Source organism: Qipengyuania rhodophyticola (assembly GCF_042493225.1).
Classification (GTDB): Bacteria; Pseudomonadota; Alphaproteobacteria; order Sphingomonadales; family Sphingomonadaceae; genus Erythrobacter.
Genome location: NZ_CP170454.1, coordinates 2,290,339 through 2,306,290, shown reverse-complemented (window position 1 = coordinate 2,306,290; position 15,952 = coordinate 2,290,339). Strand labels below are relative to the sequence as shown.

Here is a 15,952-nt window from a genome sequence, read left to right as displayed (position 1 = left end):
ACTCTCAGCTTCCTTTCAAAAGGCTGCGGTGGCGACGCACGGAACACCCATTGTTCCGCTCGACGAGACGGAGGAGCCCGCAAATTCTGCGGCCACGCGCCCTTGGCTGAAGCCAAGTCTCTTGTCCAGTATCACTGATCGAGCCGACGCGTTTCTCGATAATTCTGGTTTTGATCGCGGGCCTTGGCTCGTGGTGTGTTTTGCTGTGGGCATCGCAAGCTGGTTTGGCCTTGCTGCGCCATGGCAATGGGCGAGCTTTATCGTGGCCGCGTTGCTGGTGGCTTTTGGCTTTGCCCAGGTCTGGCGCGCCAATGCAAAGCGCAATGCGCTTATATTGGGCGCAATAAGCATGGCGCTCGCCACGGCTGCGGGCATGGCAACTGTTTGGACCCGCTCGGCGCTCGTAGGCCAAGAAGCAATCGAATACCCGCGATCAAGCATGCTCTCGGGACGTGTCCTCACCCGGCAGGAACAGCCTGCGCAGGAACGTGTGCGGATCACTCTGGCGACGCGCGATTCGGAAAGCGGGCGGGCAATCAAAGTGCGCGTCAATGTGCCCAGCGATAAGGACATTGTGGGATTGGAGGAGGGCAGTGTAGTCCGCCTCCGAGCGCGGTTGATGCCGCCTGCTGCACCGATCTTGCCCGGCGCCTATAACTTCGCACGCCGCGCTTGGTTTGATGGGTTGGCGGCCACAGGATCGCTTATTGGTGAGATTGAGCTGATCGAAATCGCCCGCGATGACAGCGTCATCGCGCAGGCGCAGCGCAGTCTATCCCTGCACGTCCGCGAGCAATTGGGTGGTGCCTCGGGTACCATAGCGGCGACTTTGGCGAGCGGTGATCGCGGTTCAATCGCCAAGCGTGATGAGGAAGCAATGCGCGATGCCGGCCTCACGCACTTGCTTGCGATTAGCGGGCTTCATGTAAGCGCAGTGATTGCCGCTGCGTATTTCGTAGCAATCAAATTGCTGGCCTTATGGCCATGGCTCACTTTGAGAGTTCGATTGCCGGTTCTCGCAGCCGGTTTGGCTGCGCTGGCGGGCATTAGTTACACGCTTTTGACCGGTGCCCAGGTACCGACCGTGCGCAGCTGCGTCGGCGCGATGTTAGTTCTGCTCGCATTGGCATTGGGGCGAGAACCGCTCTCCATGCGAATGGTCGCCGCTGCAGCGATGGTGGTCTTACTGCTATGGCCAGAGAGCCTCGTCGGACCAAGCTTCCAGATGAGCTTTGCGGCGGTCATTGCGATTATCGCGCTGCACAGTTCAGGGCCGATTCGCGCATTTCTGGCACCTCGTGAGGAGAGCATTGCGCGGCGCTGGAGCAGGGGAGTCGCGATGCTTTTCCTCACAGGATTGGTGATTGAACTCTCGCTCATGCCCATCGTCTTGTTCCACTTCCACCGCGCCGGCATTTACGGCGCATTAGCCAATGTTATCGCCATTCCGCTCGTCACATTTATCTCGATGCCGTTGGTTGCGATCGCCTTGCTGCTTGACCAAATCGGGCTGGGCGCACCTGTGTGGTGGCTAGTGGGCCTTTCACTGGATGGTTTGTTGGGTCTTGCGCACTTCACGTCTTCGCAACCAGGTGCAGTCAAGCTTTTGCCGGAACTCAGCATTGCTACATTGCTGCTCTTTATCGCTGGAGGGCTCTGGCTGGCCTTGTGGAACGGAAAGGTGCGTCTCTTTGCATTGGCACCAATATCAATCGCGATGCTGCTTGTTTTCCTGACGCCCACACCTGATGTGCTTATCACGCGCGATGGACGCCATGTTGCGATAACCGGAGAAGGAGACAAGCTCCTCGTCCTGCGCGACAGCGAGAGCTCTTATGCCCGCGATAACTTACTCGAATTGGCGGGAGTTGACGGTGATGTCATACCGCTAGATCAATGGCCTGGCGCGCAATGCAGCCGCGAATTCTGCGTCCTAACCCTGACCCGCGCGGGGCGAGATTGGACTTTGCTCTTGGCGAGAAATCAAGACCTTGTTCCTGAAAGGCGGCTTGCCGCGGCCTGTGATCAAAGTGATATAGTCATTGCAGATCGCTGGTTACCGCGATCCTGTCAGCCACGCTGGCTCAAAGCGGACAAACGCTTCCTTGAGCGAGAAGGAGGTCTTTCACTCTTTCTCTCAGAGCCGCGCTACCGCTCAGTCGGTACAAGCCAAGGAGAGCATGGGTGGTGGTGGGGCGGCACTCGCTAAGCCGCTTTCCACCACCAACCAAACATTCAAACAACGACAGCGCAGTATCAATGGTAGCGCCGCAACAACCCTGCGAGCTTACCCTGAACTTGCACTTGCCCAGGTGAATAAACCTGAGGCTCGTAAGAGGCGTTAGCCGGGTCAAGGCAGATATTGCCGTCCTGCTTACGCAGATATTTCAGAGTCGCTTCTTCATTTTCAACCAATGCGACTACAATCTCGCCATCGCGTGCGGAATCTGTCCGGCGGATCAGTGCAAAATCGCCATCAAAAATACCTGCCTCGACCATGGAATCGCCGGAAACTTCAAGCGCATAATGCTCTCCAGGACCAAGCAGCGCGGCAGGCACTGGCAAGCTCGACTGACCCTCAATAGCCTCAATCGGCGCGCCAGCTGCGATGCGCCCATGCAGAGGTATCTCCATTATATCATTGGCAGGTTCTGGCACTGTAGCTTTCGCCATTAATGCAGCAGGCGAAGTATCGTTAGCGGCGGTCGGCGAAGGCGCAGTTGCTGTTCCGCGCTCACCGAGCACCGCATCTTCTGGCACTTTGATAATCTCAAGTGCCCGCGCGCGGTTGGGCAAGCGGCGAATGAAGCCGCGCTCTTCAAGAGCCGAGATCAGGCGGTGAACACCTGATTTACTCTTAAGATCAAGCGCTTCTTTCATCTCTTCAAAAGATGGAGAAATGCCCGTCTCTTCCAGACGGACCTGAATAAATCGGATCAATTCGTGCTGCTTTGCAGTCAGCATGGCTATGCTCTCCGTTGCGACCAGAAGGCCTTTTCAACAATCGCTCCGCTGGAATCAGCGGTGAACGAATGTGGAACAATTAAGCAACAAAAGCGTACAGGTCAAGCACCGAGCGCATTTGGAAGGCAATAGCACGCAACAGTTTCCCCAGCCTTCACCGCAGGTGCGTCTATTGGCCGGTCAATCAACAACTCTGCCTGCGACAATGCTAGCAGTGCGCTGCTGTCTGTTTCGGCCAAAGAATGCGCACACCCATCGACTATGGTCGCTCGGAGAAATTCCTGCCGCGCACCACCGGGTCCAAGATCGGTTGCACTCGGCAAGAGCAGAGGAGAGGGAAGCAACGTGCCGCAGCCTTGCAAAGCGCGGATCGTGGGAAGGGCAAACAAGAACCCTGTCACAAAGCTTGAGACAGGATTTCCGGGAAGGCCAAGGATCAGCTGTTTCTCGCGTTGGGCGACAAGCATAGGTTTGCCCGGTTTGATCGCGACCTTCCAAAAGCCAATCTTGGCTCCAAGTTGCTCCAGAACGGGTTTGACCAAATCATGCGGCCCAACAGACGCACCGCCGCTGGTCACAACAAGATCCGCATGGGCGGCATCAGCAAATGCCTGCGCGAGCGCCGCTTGTGTATCTGCAACTGGTCCAATTTGAACCACCTCAGCGCCGCAACCACGCGCCATGGCCGCGAGCATGGCGCCGTTTGATGCAGGCAATTGATTTGCGCGGCAGTTTAGCGGATCAACTGCCAACTCATCACCGCATTCAATCACTGCAACCAGAGGCCGTTTGCCGACCTCCACCTCGGCATTACCGGAGGATCGTGCGAGAGCGATCCGCGCTGCATTTAGCGTTGTGCCTTTGGCAATCACGACATCGCCATGCGCAAAGTCGAAACCGGCGCGGCGAGTGTGCTTACCTAGAGGCGGCGTGTCGGCATGAACGAGAGCTCCATCAACGCGGGCGTTCTCAACGATGAGCACGCTTTCGCTACCTTGGGGCATATGCGCGCCAGTGGAGATATGAACGGCTTCTCCAGCCTCAAGCGATCCCTCAAATGGGTGGCCTGCGCGCGATTCCCCAATGAGGTTCCAAGGGCCGCCGCCGCGAACCGCGAAACCGTCCATTGCCGACAAGTCATGCGAAGGCTGAGTGCGCTGAGCAATGACGTCGCGAACCAATGTGCGTCCAGCGGCTCTGTCAATATGCGCGGCCTCTGAAGCGAGCGGCGTGATGCGATCGAGCAACTGCTCCCACGCGGCCTCAAGAGGCAACAGTGAGCTCACACCTGTTTCATGAAGAACTAGCGGCGTTCCATTCGCCGGATTTCCCGCCGCTTTTGTGAAGCAGGCGTACGCCCTCAATCACCATTGCGCGGTCGAGCGCCTTACCCATGTCATAAAGCGTGAGGAGCGCCACAGAGACCGCTGTCATTGCCTCCATTTCAACGCCAGTTTTGCCATTGAGAGAGGCCGTCGCAGTGGCCCGAAGCGCGCCGTCTTCCGCGTTAATATCAAGCGCAACTGCATCGAGCCCCAAAGGGTGACAAAGCGGGATGAGCTCACCCGTTTTCTTCGCTGCCATAATCCCGGCGATGCGCGCCGCAGCGATCGCATCGCCCTTCGCGCTGTCCGATCCAGTGAGAGCCGACAAAGCCTCCGCTGACATAATAATCCGCCCGGTAGCAATCGCTTTGCGGTCAGTCGCGGTTTTGCCACCAACATCGACCATGCGCGCCGCGCCGGTCTCGTCAAGATGCGTCAGCTTAGCCACCCAGCAAAACCCGCGTTGCTGCCTCTACATCGGAATGGCGCATGAGACTTTCTCCAACGAGAAAGCTGCGCGCGCCAGCCTCTGCAAGCCGGACACAATCAGCATTGCCCGCAATTCCGCTTTCTGAGATGATAAGGGCGCCATCTGGTGCAAGTGGGATCAGACGCTCCGTGGTCTCGAGCGAGGTTGTAAACGTCTTTAGGTCGCGGTTGTTTACCCCGATCAGGCGCGAGGTAAGCGTGTGGGCACGTTCCATCTCAACCTCATTATGGACCTCAACCAAAACATCCATACCGTGCTCTATCGCGGCGCGCTCAATTTCGAGCATCGGTGCATCATCAAGCGCTGCAACGATAATCAGTATGGCATCTGCACCCATCGCGCGCGCTTCCACCACTTGCCAAGGATCAACCATGAAATCTTTGCGCAAGACGGGCAGGGTGCACGCTGCGCGGGCGGCAACAAGGTAATCCTCATGGCCTTGAAAATAGGGCGCGTCGGTCAAAATGGAGAGACACGCGGCACCGCCTGCCTCATAAGCGCGCGCGTGGGCGACGGGATCGAAGTCTGCTCGGATAACACCTTTTGAGGGACTCGCCTTTTTGATCTCTGCGATGAGGCCGAAACCGTCCGCTTGCTTGGCTACAAGCGCATTTTGAAAGCCGCGCGGCGCGCTTTGTTCGGCTGCGAGCTGCTCTAAGTCGCTCAGCGTCCGCGCAGCTTTGCGCGACTCGACTTCGCCGCGCTTGGTTTCGCAAATCTCATCGAGCTTGTTGGCGCTCATGCAACCATCTCAATCCAACGTTTAAGCAGTTGCTTAGCCTTGCCTGATGCCAGCGCTTCTGAAGCAAGATCCGCACCCTCTAACCAGTCATTTGCTCGGCCCGCCACCATCAAAGTCGCCGCTGCATTAAACACCACCGCATCATGATATGGCCCCGGCATACCGTCCAGTAGTCCGCGCAGGGCCGATGCGTTGAATTGCGCATCACCGCCTCGAATTGCCTTCACAGGTGCTGGCTGTAATCCCGCCTCTGGAGCCGCGGCGCGCTGCATATCGACTGCATCGCCGGCAATATTGGCGATTTCATTTCCGCCCGCGAGGCTAAGCTCATCAAGCCCTTCATCCCCTGAAACGATCATAGCGCGCTCAGTGCCCAGCTGCGCCAAGGCCTGCGCGTAAATCGGCACATAGGCGGGCCGCGCTATCCCGATTAGTTGGCGCTCGACACGCGCAGGGTTCGAAAGCGGTCCCATGAGGTTAAAGATCGTTCGCTTGCCGATGCGCAGGCGAATGGGCTGAATGCGGGCCATCGCAGGGTGATGGTTCTTGGCAAAGAGGAAGCAAATACCAAGCTCAGAAAGGGTCTTTTCCGCCGTTGCGCCCGCTGCTTCCATATCAAGCCCAAGCGCTTCCAGCGTATCCGCCGCGCCCGATTTGCTGCTGGCGGCGCGGTTGCCGTGTTTCGCCACGGGAACACCGCATGCCGCGACTACTAGACTGACGGCAGTCGACACGTTGAGCGTATGATGCCCATCGCCGCCGGTCCCGCAGCAGTCGACCGCGCCTTCTGGCGCCTCAATTGGGATGAGCCTTGCGCGGAGAGCCTTGGCAGCGCCTGCGATTTCATCGGCAGTTTCGCTGCGTTCAGTCATAAGAGTGAGAAACCGCTCGATTTCATCCTCGCTGGTCTCGCCATCGAGGATCCAACCAAAGATCTCTTCCGCTTCTGCTTGGCTCAGATGAGCAGTGGTATCAGGGAGTGTTTTCATGAGCTTGTGTCTTCCGCGACCGAAATTCCGCAAATCCTAAGGAAGTTTGCGAGCAGCGCATGTCCGTGTTCGGTGGCGATGCTTTCAGGGTGGAATTGAACGCCGTGGATCGGCAGATCGCGATGACGAAAGCCCATCACGCTTTTGCCCTCTGCGCCCGGTGTGGTGCTGGTTGCGTTGACCACCAGAACCTCGGAAATATCTTCAACGATTAGCGAGTGGTACCGAGTTGCCTGATAGGGGGAGGGGAGACCTGCAAAAACGCCGGAGCCATCGTGCTCAACCGCGCTCGTTTTGCCGTGCATAAGCCCGCCGCGAACGACAGATCCGCCAAAGTGCTGACCAATCGACTGATGACCCAAGCAAACGCCCAGCAGCGGAAGAACCTTATCAGCGCAAGCTGCGACGATGTCGAGGCTCGCTCCGGCTTCATTTGGCGTGCAAGGACCTGGTGAAATCAAGACGCCTTTTGGATTACGGTCTAGGGCTTCCCGCGCGGTAATCTCATCATTGCGGACCACTTCGACCTGCGCGCCAAGTTCCATCACATAGTGGACGAGGTTGAAGGTGAAGCTGTCGTAATTGTCGATGACGAGCAGGTCTGGCGCTTTCCGCATCAATTCGCCTCCGCCAGCTTTTCAACAACAACCATAGGTCCAATTGGCGCACCTTCATCAAGCCGGCCGCTGGCTGGATCCCACAATGCAGCATGGTCTCCATCCAGATAGAGCGCATTGCGGACTTGAAGCTCATCTCTGAAATAGCGCGCAAGGCGCCCAAACGAGACAGGCTCATTGGAGATCACGAAATGAGCCCGGTTCTCGCGGTCCATTCCAACTCCATTGCGGATGACGCGTTCAGGCCCGTCAGGCAAAATATCGGGGTGCAGATCTCCGGCAATCACGAGCATCGGCCCTGATTGTGTGCCAAAGCCCGGTCGGCGGCGCACATTCTCAAGGAAGTCGGGCGTAGTGCGCACCTGCCACTCATCGTCTGTGCCATAAAATATGCCGTTCGGCTTGGAGTAGAAATCGCCTTGTCCGTTTCCGGTGTTCACCTCTTCAAGCCTAGCAGAACGCTCCACAAAATACCCGAGTGGGCTGCCGTCTTCGTGGAACATTCCCGCGTTCATGGCGAAAGCGACATTGGCCGCTTGCCGGTCGTTAGACATCGCTTTGAGACTACGATATCTTGTACCGCTATCCGCGGCGAGATCAGTCACCACGCGGTGAACACCGGGCACTGCCATGCAGTGGGTGAGGGAACTCCCTTCAAATCGCACTATGCGGCAAGCCGAGATCTCCTCGTCAGATTGCGCTATGCCGAAGCCGGGGACTGCATTGGGGTTGGCAGGTTCGGCCACGCCGTCGCCGATCTGCGCGCGGGCAACAGGCTCACCGCCTTGGTTCTGATCGCAGGCAGCCAGAACTGGCGCCAACAGGAGCGCCAAGACCGCGATCGATTTCCCCGAAAACCTCACTGACCGTAACCTACATCTCGTGCCAATCGCACAGCCTCTAGAGCAGCAGCGCGAAGCGCGCCAGCCTTCGCTTCGCACTCGCGTTGTTCATAAGCGGGGTCGCTATCAGCAACGATGCCTGCACCGGCCTGAACATGCATAGTGCCATCTTTGACCACCGCCGTGCGCAAAACAATACAGCTGTCGACCGAGCCGTCCGGCGCGAAATAGCCCACTGCGCCTGCATATGCGCCGCGCGTCTCCGGCTCCAGCTCAGCGATAATCTCGCACGCTCGGATTTTGGGCGCGCCGCTGACTGTGCCCGCGGGGAACCCAGCGAAAATTGCATCCAACGCTTGATGTTTGGGGTCGAGCATGCCGATCACATTGCTAACGATATGCATCACATGGCTATAACGTTCGACGGTGAAGCTGTCGGTGACAGTAACGCTTCCCTTGGCCGAGACCCGCCCCACATCATTACGCCCGAGATCAAGCAGCATCAGATGCTCTGCTAGCTCTTTGGGATCTGCCAGAAGTGACTGTTCTGCTGCGCGATCTTCCTGACTGGTTGCACCGCGCGGCCTTGTGCCCGCAATTGGGCGAATAGTGACTTCGCCGTCGCGCACACGCACCAATATCTCTGGGCTGGAACCGACGACCGCAAAGCCGGGAAAATCGAGGAAATAAAGGAAGGGCGAGGGGTTTATCCGGCGCAGAGCGCGGTAGAGATCAAATGGCGGCAAAGTAAACGGCGTCGAAAACCGCTGCGCCAAGACGACCTGAAAGATGTCCCCGGCCGCGATATACTCCTGCGCGGTCTCGACCATCTGATGATAATGCGCGGGCTCAATAATATGCGAGAACTCAATGTCAGCGATGTCAGCCACGGGATCACTGGCGGCATGCTGACCAGGCATCTCCAGCGCCCGCAGAGCCTCATCAATCCGTTCCACCGCAGCATTGATTGCATTCTCGACGTTATCCGCCTGCCAAATCGGGGCAATGCAGAACACCTCATCGCTTAGATTGTCGAACACCAGCAGCAGTTGAGGCCGAGCAAACAGCATGTCGGGCAACTCTAGTTCGCTTTCTGGCGCTCGCGGAATATCTTCGACCAGTCCGACCGTCTCATAGCCGAAATAGCCGACTAGAAAGGCGAGGGCGGATGGTAGGCCTTCCGGTACATCGATCTGGCATGCCTCACCTAAGGCGCGCAATGCGGCAAGGCTATCATCCTCGCACAGCACAAAGTCATCGCGATCATGGGCCCAGTTGCGGTTAATTGCTGCGCTGCGTCCTTCCGCGCGGAAAACCAAATCTGGATCACAACCAAGAAGGCTATGGCGGCCGCGAGTCTCGCCGCCTTCCACTGATTCGAGCAGAAAGTCGCCGCGCTCTGGCTCAAACAGCGTCAGCGCAGCACCGACCGGCGTTACTGTATCAGCAACGACCCGCCGCCATACCAAGGCTGCCTTGTTGTCTTTCAGCGCTGCTCTAGCGAGCGATGCGCCTTCTAGCTGTGCCAGTGTCGCCTCCCGAAACTATCCTCAGCGCTCACCGACCAGCTGCTTGCGGACAGCCTCGATCGCCGCCGGGTTTGTCTCAACGCCCATGGTTTCACGCATGGCGACAAGCAATTGGCGGGTGTATTCTTCGCCAACAGCAGGGCCCAATTGCTGGCGCGCTTGCGCGATCAATGGATCGTCAGCGTCAATTTCGCCTACTTCAATTGCGTCCAGTGAAACGACAAACCAGCCAAGTTCATTCGCAGCAGCCAGGCGCTTGTTGGTGCCTTGCGCCATGCTGAAGAGCAAAGCGAGTGGAGGCGGAATGCGTTGCTGTGCTTGCTGAGCCAGTTCTTCGCGCGTCAAACTGATTTGATCGACTGGCGGAAGACGTTTCTCCTCCGAGGCAACAGCTGCATTCATCGCTGTGCCACTACTAACCGCTGCCATGATGCGGTCCGCTGCCTCGCGGGCTGCTTTCGAGCCTTCAGAGAGCTTCCATCGATTGACAACGACCTGTCGAATGTCCGCCAGCGGCGCTGCGGCAAATTCGGTGATTTCTGAAGCTTCGTAAATCAGATATGTTTCGGCCTGCCCAACATCGGCGACTTGCGGCTCGCTCTCTTCCATCTGGAAAATGGTCGCGAGGGCAGGGGCAAGAATCTGTGGAGCGGTCGCACCGCCTCCTTCATACACCAAGCCATCGGCCGTGATTGCCCGGGTTGTGGTCACCTCAAGCTCAAGGCTCTCGGCGACCGAAGTAAGCGTTTCGCCGTCATCAAGCTGCTCCTCAACTTGGGCGGCCAGATCGGCCAATGCGCGAACCCTTTTCTCGTCTCGGATCACCTCGGTAATTTCGCTGCGAACCTGTTCGAGCGCGCGCCCTGCGCGGCTTTCCACTGAGTTCACCTGTCCGATATGCCAGCCAAGTGGGCTCCGGGCTGGTTCCGCCAAACTTCCTTGCGCAGCAGCAAAATACGCCTCAGCCACCTCTGGTGAGGCTGTGTCTGCTAGGCCAGCGCGGTCAACCGGGCCGATATCGCTCGCTCGAAGGCCTGCGTTCTGCGCGACTTGGGAGAAAGACGCTCCAGCCTGAACTTGATCACGCAGCGCCGTCGCTGCCTCCTGCGTCGGCACGATCAGCTGGGTAAAACTGCGGTCTTCGCGCTCAGCATAAAGAGCTGCGTCATCTTCATAGCGCTGTGAAATTTCTGCTTCTGTAGGTTCGATCGAGTCGTTGACAGCTTCCTCATTGAAGCTTGCAAAGCGCACAATGCGGCGCTCTGGGCGGATGAATGCGTCGCGATTGTCTGCGTAATAGGCCGCTAACGTTTCTTCATCCGGATCGCCTTCTGGAGCATAAAGCTCAGATGGAAGAAGCGCGATCGCGCCAGTGCGTCGTTCTTTGAACAATTGCGCATAACGCCGTGCCATCTTCTCAGGCATTGATGCGCCAAACGATCCGGGAATTACAACTTGCTGAGCGAGCAGGCCTGAGCGAATGTCGTCGCGCACGGAAGTTTCGGTCAAACCTTGTTGCGCAAGCGCCTGACGAAAGGTCTCTGCGCTAAAATTGCCATCAGCACCGCGAAAGGCGCCGATCTTACGAATTTCACTATTCACCAGATTATCGCCCGCGCGCAGACCATGTTCTTGTGCATAAGTCGCGATGGCATAGCGATCGAGCAGCTGCTCAACCACCGTATCAATGCCGCCTTGCGCGACAAAACCCTGCATCGACAAAGTCGGGTTTTGCTGACGAACTCGGTCTAACGCTGCCGTCACGCTTTGGCTAAGCTCCGCTGTGCCGATTTTTTCATCGCCAACAACCGCAACTCTGTCACCGCCCGCGACACCGCCGAAAGTACCCGTATTTGCAACATCGCTACTCGCGAAAGCGAAGGCGATGAGGGCCAAAAAGCCAAGGGTTAAACCGAGGCCGAGCTTGGAACTGAAAAACTTGCGGAAATAACTGATCATAACGTGCTTGAGCCTGGTGACTTGATATTGAGGCGTAGAGATTCTTCACGAGGGCTTTATCCGGCATGCAACAAGGTCGCAACAGGTGGCGAACCGTTTTGACCTTAGGTGAAAGCTCCGCTAGCGGGCCACGTCCAATCACCCTATATGACGTGACGAACGACGTATTCGCTTAGAACAGGTACAGGTATTTCTATGGCCGAGCGGCCCTATATTGTTGGCAATTGGAAAATGAACGGCACCCGCGCCATGCTTTCTGAAGCTCGTGCGATTGACCGGGCTGCCCAGCGAGTCATGAAGGTGGAAGTAGCCTTGGCCCCACCGTCAACACTGATTCACGCAGCCCATCGCGAGGCGGAGCAGATCGCTATTGGCGCGCAAGATTGCCATGCTGAGCCCGAAGGAGCGCACACTGGCGATATCTCGGCAGCCATGGTGGCCGATTCTGGCGCGAAGTTCGTAATCCTGGGACATAGCGAGCGGCGACAAAATCATGGCGAGAGCGATTCGCTGGTTGCGGCCAAGGTCAATGCGGCCCTGGATGCGGGCCTCCGGGTAATCCTGTGCTGCGGTGAAAGTCTGGAGACACGCGACGCTGGCCAGGCAGAAGAATTCGTCCTCGCGCAACTCAAGGCCGCCCTTCCAGACATTGAGGACGCAGACGAGCGCCTGACCATTGCGTATGAACCGATCTGGGCCATTGGCACGGGCCGCGTTGCCGGCGCAGCCGATATTGCTTCTATGCACGCAGCGATCCGCGGCTTGCTGCAAACGACATATGGCGAGGCGAAAGCTGCGGAGGTACGCGTTTTGTACGGCGGCTCGGTTAAGCCTGATAATGCTCGTGAGATCTTTGCAGTGCCAAATGTCGATGGTGCATTGGTGGGCGGAGCCAGCCTGACGGCAGACAGTTTCCTTGGGATTGCGATGGCTTCGGTCGAGCCAGAGGGCGAATAAAAACTGATAGAGTGTGAGGCTTTGTTTTAGGGGTTGCCGCCGATTTACGCGATCCCTAAATGCCACAGCGCAGTAATTTTATGAGCGCACGATCCGGCGCGTTATAGGCAATATAATATGTTTCTCTTTCTGACAGTTGTTCAAGCAATCGTGGCTGCGGCCTTGGTTGGCGTTATTTTGATGCAAAAGTCGGAAGGCGGGGGCCTCGGCATCGGCGGAAGCCCGACAGGTATGCTCAGTGCACGCGGAGCGGCTGATTTTCTAAGCCGGACAACCAAATGGCTGGCAGTCGCCTTCGTTACTCTGTCGATCATCCTCGCAGCTGTCGCGGTTGAAAACACGACTGGTAGCGATATCGAATCGACGCTTGATCGCAATGTAACCACTGAAACACCCAGTGATCCGCTGGGTGGAACAGGCTCATCCGTGCTTGGCGGCACCACGGAAGCTGCTCCGGCAGAAGATACAGCGCCAAGCGAGAGCGACGATCCACTCGCAAACTAAACTCTGGTCGTATTAAGACGAGCAATTCAAAGCACCTGTGGATTGCGGCCTCGCAAACCAACAAAGTTCTGACATAGTCCTTGCGCCGAATCCCTCTACGCGCTTAAGGCTCCACTCCCATGGCGCGGTATATTTTCATCACCGGCGGCGTGGTTTCCTCGCTCGGCAAAGGCCTCATGGCCGCTTCTCTCGCAGCACTTTTGCAGGCTCGCGGATACAAGGTTCGTATCCGCAAGTTCGACCCCTATCTGAATGTCGATCCCGGCACGATGAGCCCATATCAGCACGGCGAAGTCTATGTAACGGATGACGGGGCAGAGACGGACCTTGATCTAGGGCACTATGAGCGCTTTACCGGAGTTTCCGCGCATCAGGGCGACAACATCACCTCTGGGCGCGTCTACCGCGACATAATCGCGAGGGAACGGCGCGGCGATTATCTTGGCGCGACGGTCCAAGTTATCCCTCATGTGACAGACGCGATTAAAGAGTTCGCACTGGCAGATCAGGATGATCACGATTTCATCCTGTGCGAAATTGGCGGTACGGTGGGCGATATTGAGGGCCTGCCATTTATGGAGGCCATCCGTCAGCTGCGAAACGAGCTGGAGCCGATGCAAACACTAAGCGTGCATGTTACCTTGGTGCCGTTCATTGCAGCCGCGGGCGAACTTAAGACCAAGCCGACGCAGCACTCCGTGCGAGAACTCGCATCGCTTGGCATCAAGCCAGACCTTCTGCTGTGCCGCGCTGAGCATGAAATTCCTGAGGGCGAGCGACGCAAAATTGCGCAATTCTGTAACGTGCGCCCTGAGGCGGTCATCCCTGCGCTAGATGCGCCGTCGATCTATTCGGTACCGCTTCAATATCATGCGGAAGGTCTGGATCGTGAGGTTCTGCGCGCCTTCGGCATGAATGATGCGCCTGAGCCTGATTTGTCGCGCTGGTACGATGTGGTTGATCGGCATGCGAACCCAGAAGGCGAAGTGACGATCGGCGTAGTAGGGAAATATGTTGGCCTGCAAGACGCCTATAAATCGTTAAATGAAGCCCTCATCCACGGAGGAATGGCGCACCGCGTCAAAGTCAATGTCAAATGGATCGATGCGGAGGTCTTCGAGCAAGACGAAAATGATATCATTGCGCAGCTTGAGCCAATGCACGGGATTCTGGTGCCTGGCGGGTTTGGTGAGCGCGGCTCTGAAGGCAAGATCGCGAGTGTCCGTTTTGCACGCGAACGCGATGTTCCGTTCTTTGGCATATGCTTGGGTATGCAAATGGCCTGTATCGAAGGGGCCAGAACATCAGGCTTTCCTAATGCTTCATCAAGTGAGTTTGGCGAGACTGAAGAACCAATCGTTGGCATCATCAGCGAATGGATGACCGAAGAAGGCTTGCAAAAGCGCGAGGCTGGCGGCGATTTGGGTGGAACAATGCGCCTAGGCGCATATGAGGCGAAACTGGCGGGCAATAGCCATGTTTCCTCAGTTTATGACGGCGCGACAAGCATCTCGGAACGCCACCGCCACCGCTATGAAGTCAATAGCGGTTATATCGACGCGCTCGAAAAGGACGGCTTGGTATTCTCAGGAATGTCGCCCGATGGCTTGCTCCCGGAGATTGTCGAGCGTCCCGACCATCCATGGTTCGTCGGTGTCCAATTCCATCCAGAGCTTAAGTCAAGGCCATTTGAGCCGCATCCGCTCTTTGCCGGTTTCATCAGAGCAGCGCTTGATCAGGCGCGCTTAGTTTAATTCCGGCTTCTATTTCGCAGCAACGCTTGTTTGCTGGCGATGTCAGCCTCTTGGGACGCGTGATTTCTTTCGAAACTATTCGGTTATGTCCGATTTGACCTATCAGCGCCCGGCGGTTTGGCTAGATCTACTCACGTAATCGAAGTGGGGGCTTTGAAAACAGACAGAGCGTATGGGCGAAGAACCCATGACGCATGTCTGCTTCCAATAGTTCAAAATTTAACTTGGCTCGGGATTGATCGTCGTCTGCGACCCAGACGGTCAATTCTGAGACTGGGCGGTGCCACGGCACCGCAGGTGGTCAGCGCTTAGGCACTGACCACCCACCTTCGGTCAAATTTCAATAAAGTTGGTCGGTTACGCAACAGCGCTATCGTCATCCGATTCTTCGTCTGACGATACGATTTCTAACGTGTTACCGCCGATGGCGATTTTCTTAGGCTTCATAGCATCAGGAACCTCGCGCACGAGATCGATATATAGCAGCCCGTCAGCAAGGTCTGCATTTTCAACGCGAACATAGTCGGCCAGCTCAAACCTCCGCTCAAACCCGCGATTGGCAATGCCCAGATGGAGCATTTCGCCTTTAACTTCTTCAGCGCGCTTATTGCCAGCGACGGTCAGCAGGTTTTGCTGTGCGGTAATATCGAGATCAGCAGCGCCAAAGCCCGCCACCGCGAGCGTAATCCGGTAGCTGTCTTCATCCCGGCGCTCGACATTGAAGGGTGGGTAATTGTCGCCAGAACTCGCACGAGCTTGGTTTTCGAGAAGGTCAAACAGACGATCGAAACCAACGGTCGAACGGCGATAAGGTGTAAGGTCAATTCTTTGCATCATTCAAATCCTCTTAATTGAGCAATCTGTAGGCGGAACCTGAACGATCAGCGGTCCGCCGGATTCAACTGTCAAAAACGCCGTTTTGGCCGCTTCTGACACGATCTAGATGGGGAACGCCCATTGAATTTCAAGCGAACAAGCTACACGTTATAACGACAAATTTTGGGGACACCGCATGAGCACACCACCAGTCACAATCTACACCAAGTTCACCTGCGGTTTCTGCATGCGGGCAAAGCAATTACTCGATCAGAAAGGCGTCGACTACACCGAGCACGACATCTCGATGGGCGGGGCAAAGAAGGCGGAAATGTTGGAGCGCGCGCCCGAGGCACGCACTGTGCCGCAAATTTTCATCGGTGACACACATGTCGGCGGTTCGGACGAATTGGCCGCGCTAGAACGCGATGGCAAACTTGATGCGCTTTTGGCTGGATAACAGC

Annotated in this window: 15 protein-coding genes; 5 read left to right on the top strand and 10 right to left on the bottom strand. The window is 56.9% G+C overall.

Annotated features, from left to right (window positions below; genetic code table 11):
* Positions 1-121 precede the first annotated feature (121 nt).
* Positions 122-2,209, top strand: a complete 2,088-nt coding sequence (locus ACFCXQ_RS11035) for a ComEC/Rec2 family competence protein (RefSeq protein WP_379550548.1) — start codon at positions 122-124, stop codon at positions 2,207-2,209.
* A gap of 47 nt (positions 2,210-2,256) precedes the next feature.
* Here the strand turns inward: ACFCXQ_RS11035 and lexA are convergent, their stop codons facing one another.
* From lexA to ACFCXQ_RS10990, 9 genes are all read right to left on the bottom strand, one after another.
* Positions 2,257-2,964 (bottom strand): transcriptional repressor LexA, encoded by a 708-nt coding sequence (gene lexA / locus ACFCXQ_RS11030; RefSeq protein ID WP_379550547.1) that lies wholly within the window; start codon positions 2,962-2,964, stop codon positions 2,257-2,259.
* A gap of 101 nt (positions 2,965-3,065) precedes the next feature.
* On the bottom strand, positions 3,066-4,250 hold the full coding sequence (locus ACFCXQ_RS11025) for a molybdopterin molybdotransferase MoeA (protein WP_379550545.1): 1,185 nt from the start codon (positions 4,248-4,250) through the stop codon (positions 3,066-3,068).
* Between the two features lie 7 nt (positions 4,251-4,257).
* Positions 4,258-4,737, bottom strand: a complete 480-nt coding sequence (gene moaC, locus ACFCXQ_RS11020) for a cyclic pyranopterin monophosphate synthase MoaC (protein ID WP_379550543.1) — start codon at positions 4,735-4,737, stop codon at positions 4,258-4,260.
* Positions 4,730-5,521 (bottom strand): indole-3-glycerol phosphate synthase TrpC, encoded by a 792-nt coding sequence (gene trpC, locus ACFCXQ_RS11015; protein WP_379550541.1) that lies wholly within the window; start codon positions 5,519-5,521, stop codon positions 4,730-4,732. Before trpC ends, moaC begins: the two co-directional genes overlap by 8 nt.
* The gene (gene trpD, locus ACFCXQ_RS11010) at positions 5,518-6,510 is read right to left on the bottom strand and encodes an anthranilate phosphoribosyltransferase (RefSeq protein ID WP_379550539.1); all 993 of its coding nucleotides are present in this window, start codon (positions 6,508-6,510) and stop codon (positions 5,518-5,520) included. The genes trpC and trpD overlap by 4 nt, the downstream gene beginning before the upstream one ends.
* Positions 6,507-7,127: an anthranilate synthase component II gene (locus ACFCXQ_RS11005; RefSeq protein ID WP_379550537.1), complete on the bottom strand. Its 621-nt coding sequence runs from the start codon at positions 7,125-7,127 to the stop codon at positions 6,507-6,509. The genes trpD and ACFCXQ_RS11005 overlap by 4 nt, the downstream gene beginning before the upstream one ends.
* Complete coding sequence (locus ACFCXQ_RS11000) at positions 7,127-7,948, bottom strand: phosphodiester glycosidase family protein (RefSeq protein WP_379550535.1); 822 nt, start codon at positions 7,946-7,948, stop codon at positions 7,127-7,129. The genes ACFCXQ_RS11005 and ACFCXQ_RS11000 overlap by 1 nt, the downstream gene beginning before the upstream one ends.
* Positions 7,949-7,986: 38 nt before the next feature.
* Complete coding sequence (trpE, locus tag ACFCXQ_RS10995) at positions 7,987-9,438, bottom strand: anthranilate synthase component I (protein WP_379550534.1); 1,452 nt, start codon at positions 9,436-9,438, stop codon at positions 7,987-7,989.
* Positions 9,439-9,519: 81 nt separating this feature from the next.
* Positions 9,520-11,457, bottom strand: coding sequence for a peptidylprolyl isomerase (locus tag ACFCXQ_RS10990; RefSeq protein ID WP_379550532.1), 1,938 nt, complete (start codon positions 11,455-11,457; stop codon positions 9,520-9,522).
* A gap of 195 nt (positions 11,458-11,652) precedes the next feature.
* Between ACFCXQ_RS10990 and tpiA the strand changes: the two genes are divergently transcribed.
* The 3 genes from tpiA (at position 11,653) to ACFCXQ_RS10975 (ending at position 14,672) form a co-directional block, all read left to right on the top strand.
* A complete protein-coding gene (gene tpiA, locus ACFCXQ_RS10985; protein ID WP_379550530.1) occupies positions 11,653-12,414 on the top strand; it encodes a triose-phosphate isomerase in 762 nt (253 codons plus the stop codon).
* A 117-nt stretch (positions 12,415-12,531) separates the two neighbouring features.
* Positions 12,532-12,918, top strand: a complete 387-nt coding sequence (gene secG / locus ACFCXQ_RS10980; protein WP_379550529.1) for a preprotein translocase subunit SecG — start codon at positions 12,532-12,534, stop codon at positions 12,916-12,918.
* Positions 12,919-13,037: 119 nt separating this feature from the next.
* Complete coding sequence (locus ACFCXQ_RS10975) at positions 13,038-14,672, top strand: CTP synthase (protein WP_379550527.1); 1,635 nt, start codon at positions 13,038-13,040, stop codon at positions 14,670-14,672.
* A gap of 357 nt (positions 14,673-15,029) precedes the next feature.
* On the opposite strand, the gene ACFCXQ_RS10970 is transcribed toward ACFCXQ_RS10975, so the two are convergent.
* On the bottom strand, positions 15,030-15,506 hold the full coding sequence (locus ACFCXQ_RS10970) for an Hsp20 family protein (RefSeq protein WP_379554638.1): 477 nt from the start codon (positions 15,504-15,506) through the stop codon (positions 15,030-15,032).
* A 178-nt stretch (positions 15,507-15,684) separates the two neighbouring features.
* On the opposite strand from ACFCXQ_RS10970, the gene grxC reads away from it, so the two are divergent.
* Positions 15,685-15,948, top strand: a complete 264-nt coding sequence (grxC, locus tag ACFCXQ_RS10965; RefSeq protein ID WP_379550525.1) for a glutaredoxin 3 — start codon at positions 15,685-15,687, stop codon at positions 15,946-15,948.
* Positions 15,949-15,952 lie beyond the last annotated feature (4 nt).

Bases quoted from the DNA above. Each gene is read 5' to 3' on its own strand.
- lexA (WP_379550547.1), bottom strand. From the start codon at position 2,964: ATGCTGACTGCAAAGCAGCACGAATTGATCCGATTTATTCAGGTCCGT.
- trpC (WP_379550541.1), bottom strand. From the start codon at position 5,521: ATGAGCGCCAACAAGCTCGATGAGATTTGCGAAACCAAGCGCGGCGAA.
- trpD (WP_379550539.1), bottom strand. From the start codon at position 6,510: ATGAAAACACTCCCTGATACCACTGCTCATCTGAGCCAAGCAGAAGCG.
- ACFCXQ_RS11005 (WP_379550537.1), bottom strand. From the start codon at position 7,127: ATGCGGAAAGCGCCAGACCTGCTCGTCATCGACAATTACGACAGCTTC.
- ACFCXQ_RS10990 (WP_379550532.1), bottom strand. From the start codon at position 11,457: ATGATCAGTTATTTCCGCAAGTTTTTCAGTTCCAAGCTCGGCCTCGGT.
- tpiA (WP_379550530.1), top strand. From the start codon at position 11,653: ATGGCCGAGCGGCCCTATATTGTTGGCAATTGGAAAATGAACGGCACC.
- secG (WP_379550529.1), top strand. From the start codon at position 12,532: ATGTTTCTCTTTCTGACAGTTGTTCAAGCAATCGTGGCTGCGGCCTTG.
- ACFCXQ_RS10975 (WP_379550527.1), top strand. From the start codon at position 13,038: ATGGCGCGGTATATTTTCATCACCGGCGGCGTGGTTTCCTCGCTCGGC.
- ACFCXQ_RS10970 (WP_379554638.1), bottom strand. From the start codon at position 15,506: ATGCAAAGAATTGACCTTACACCTTATCGCCGTTCGACCGTTGGTTTC.
- grxC (WP_379550525.1), top strand. From the start codon at position 15,685: ATGAGCACACCACCAGTCACAATCTACACCAAGTTCACCTGCGGTTTC.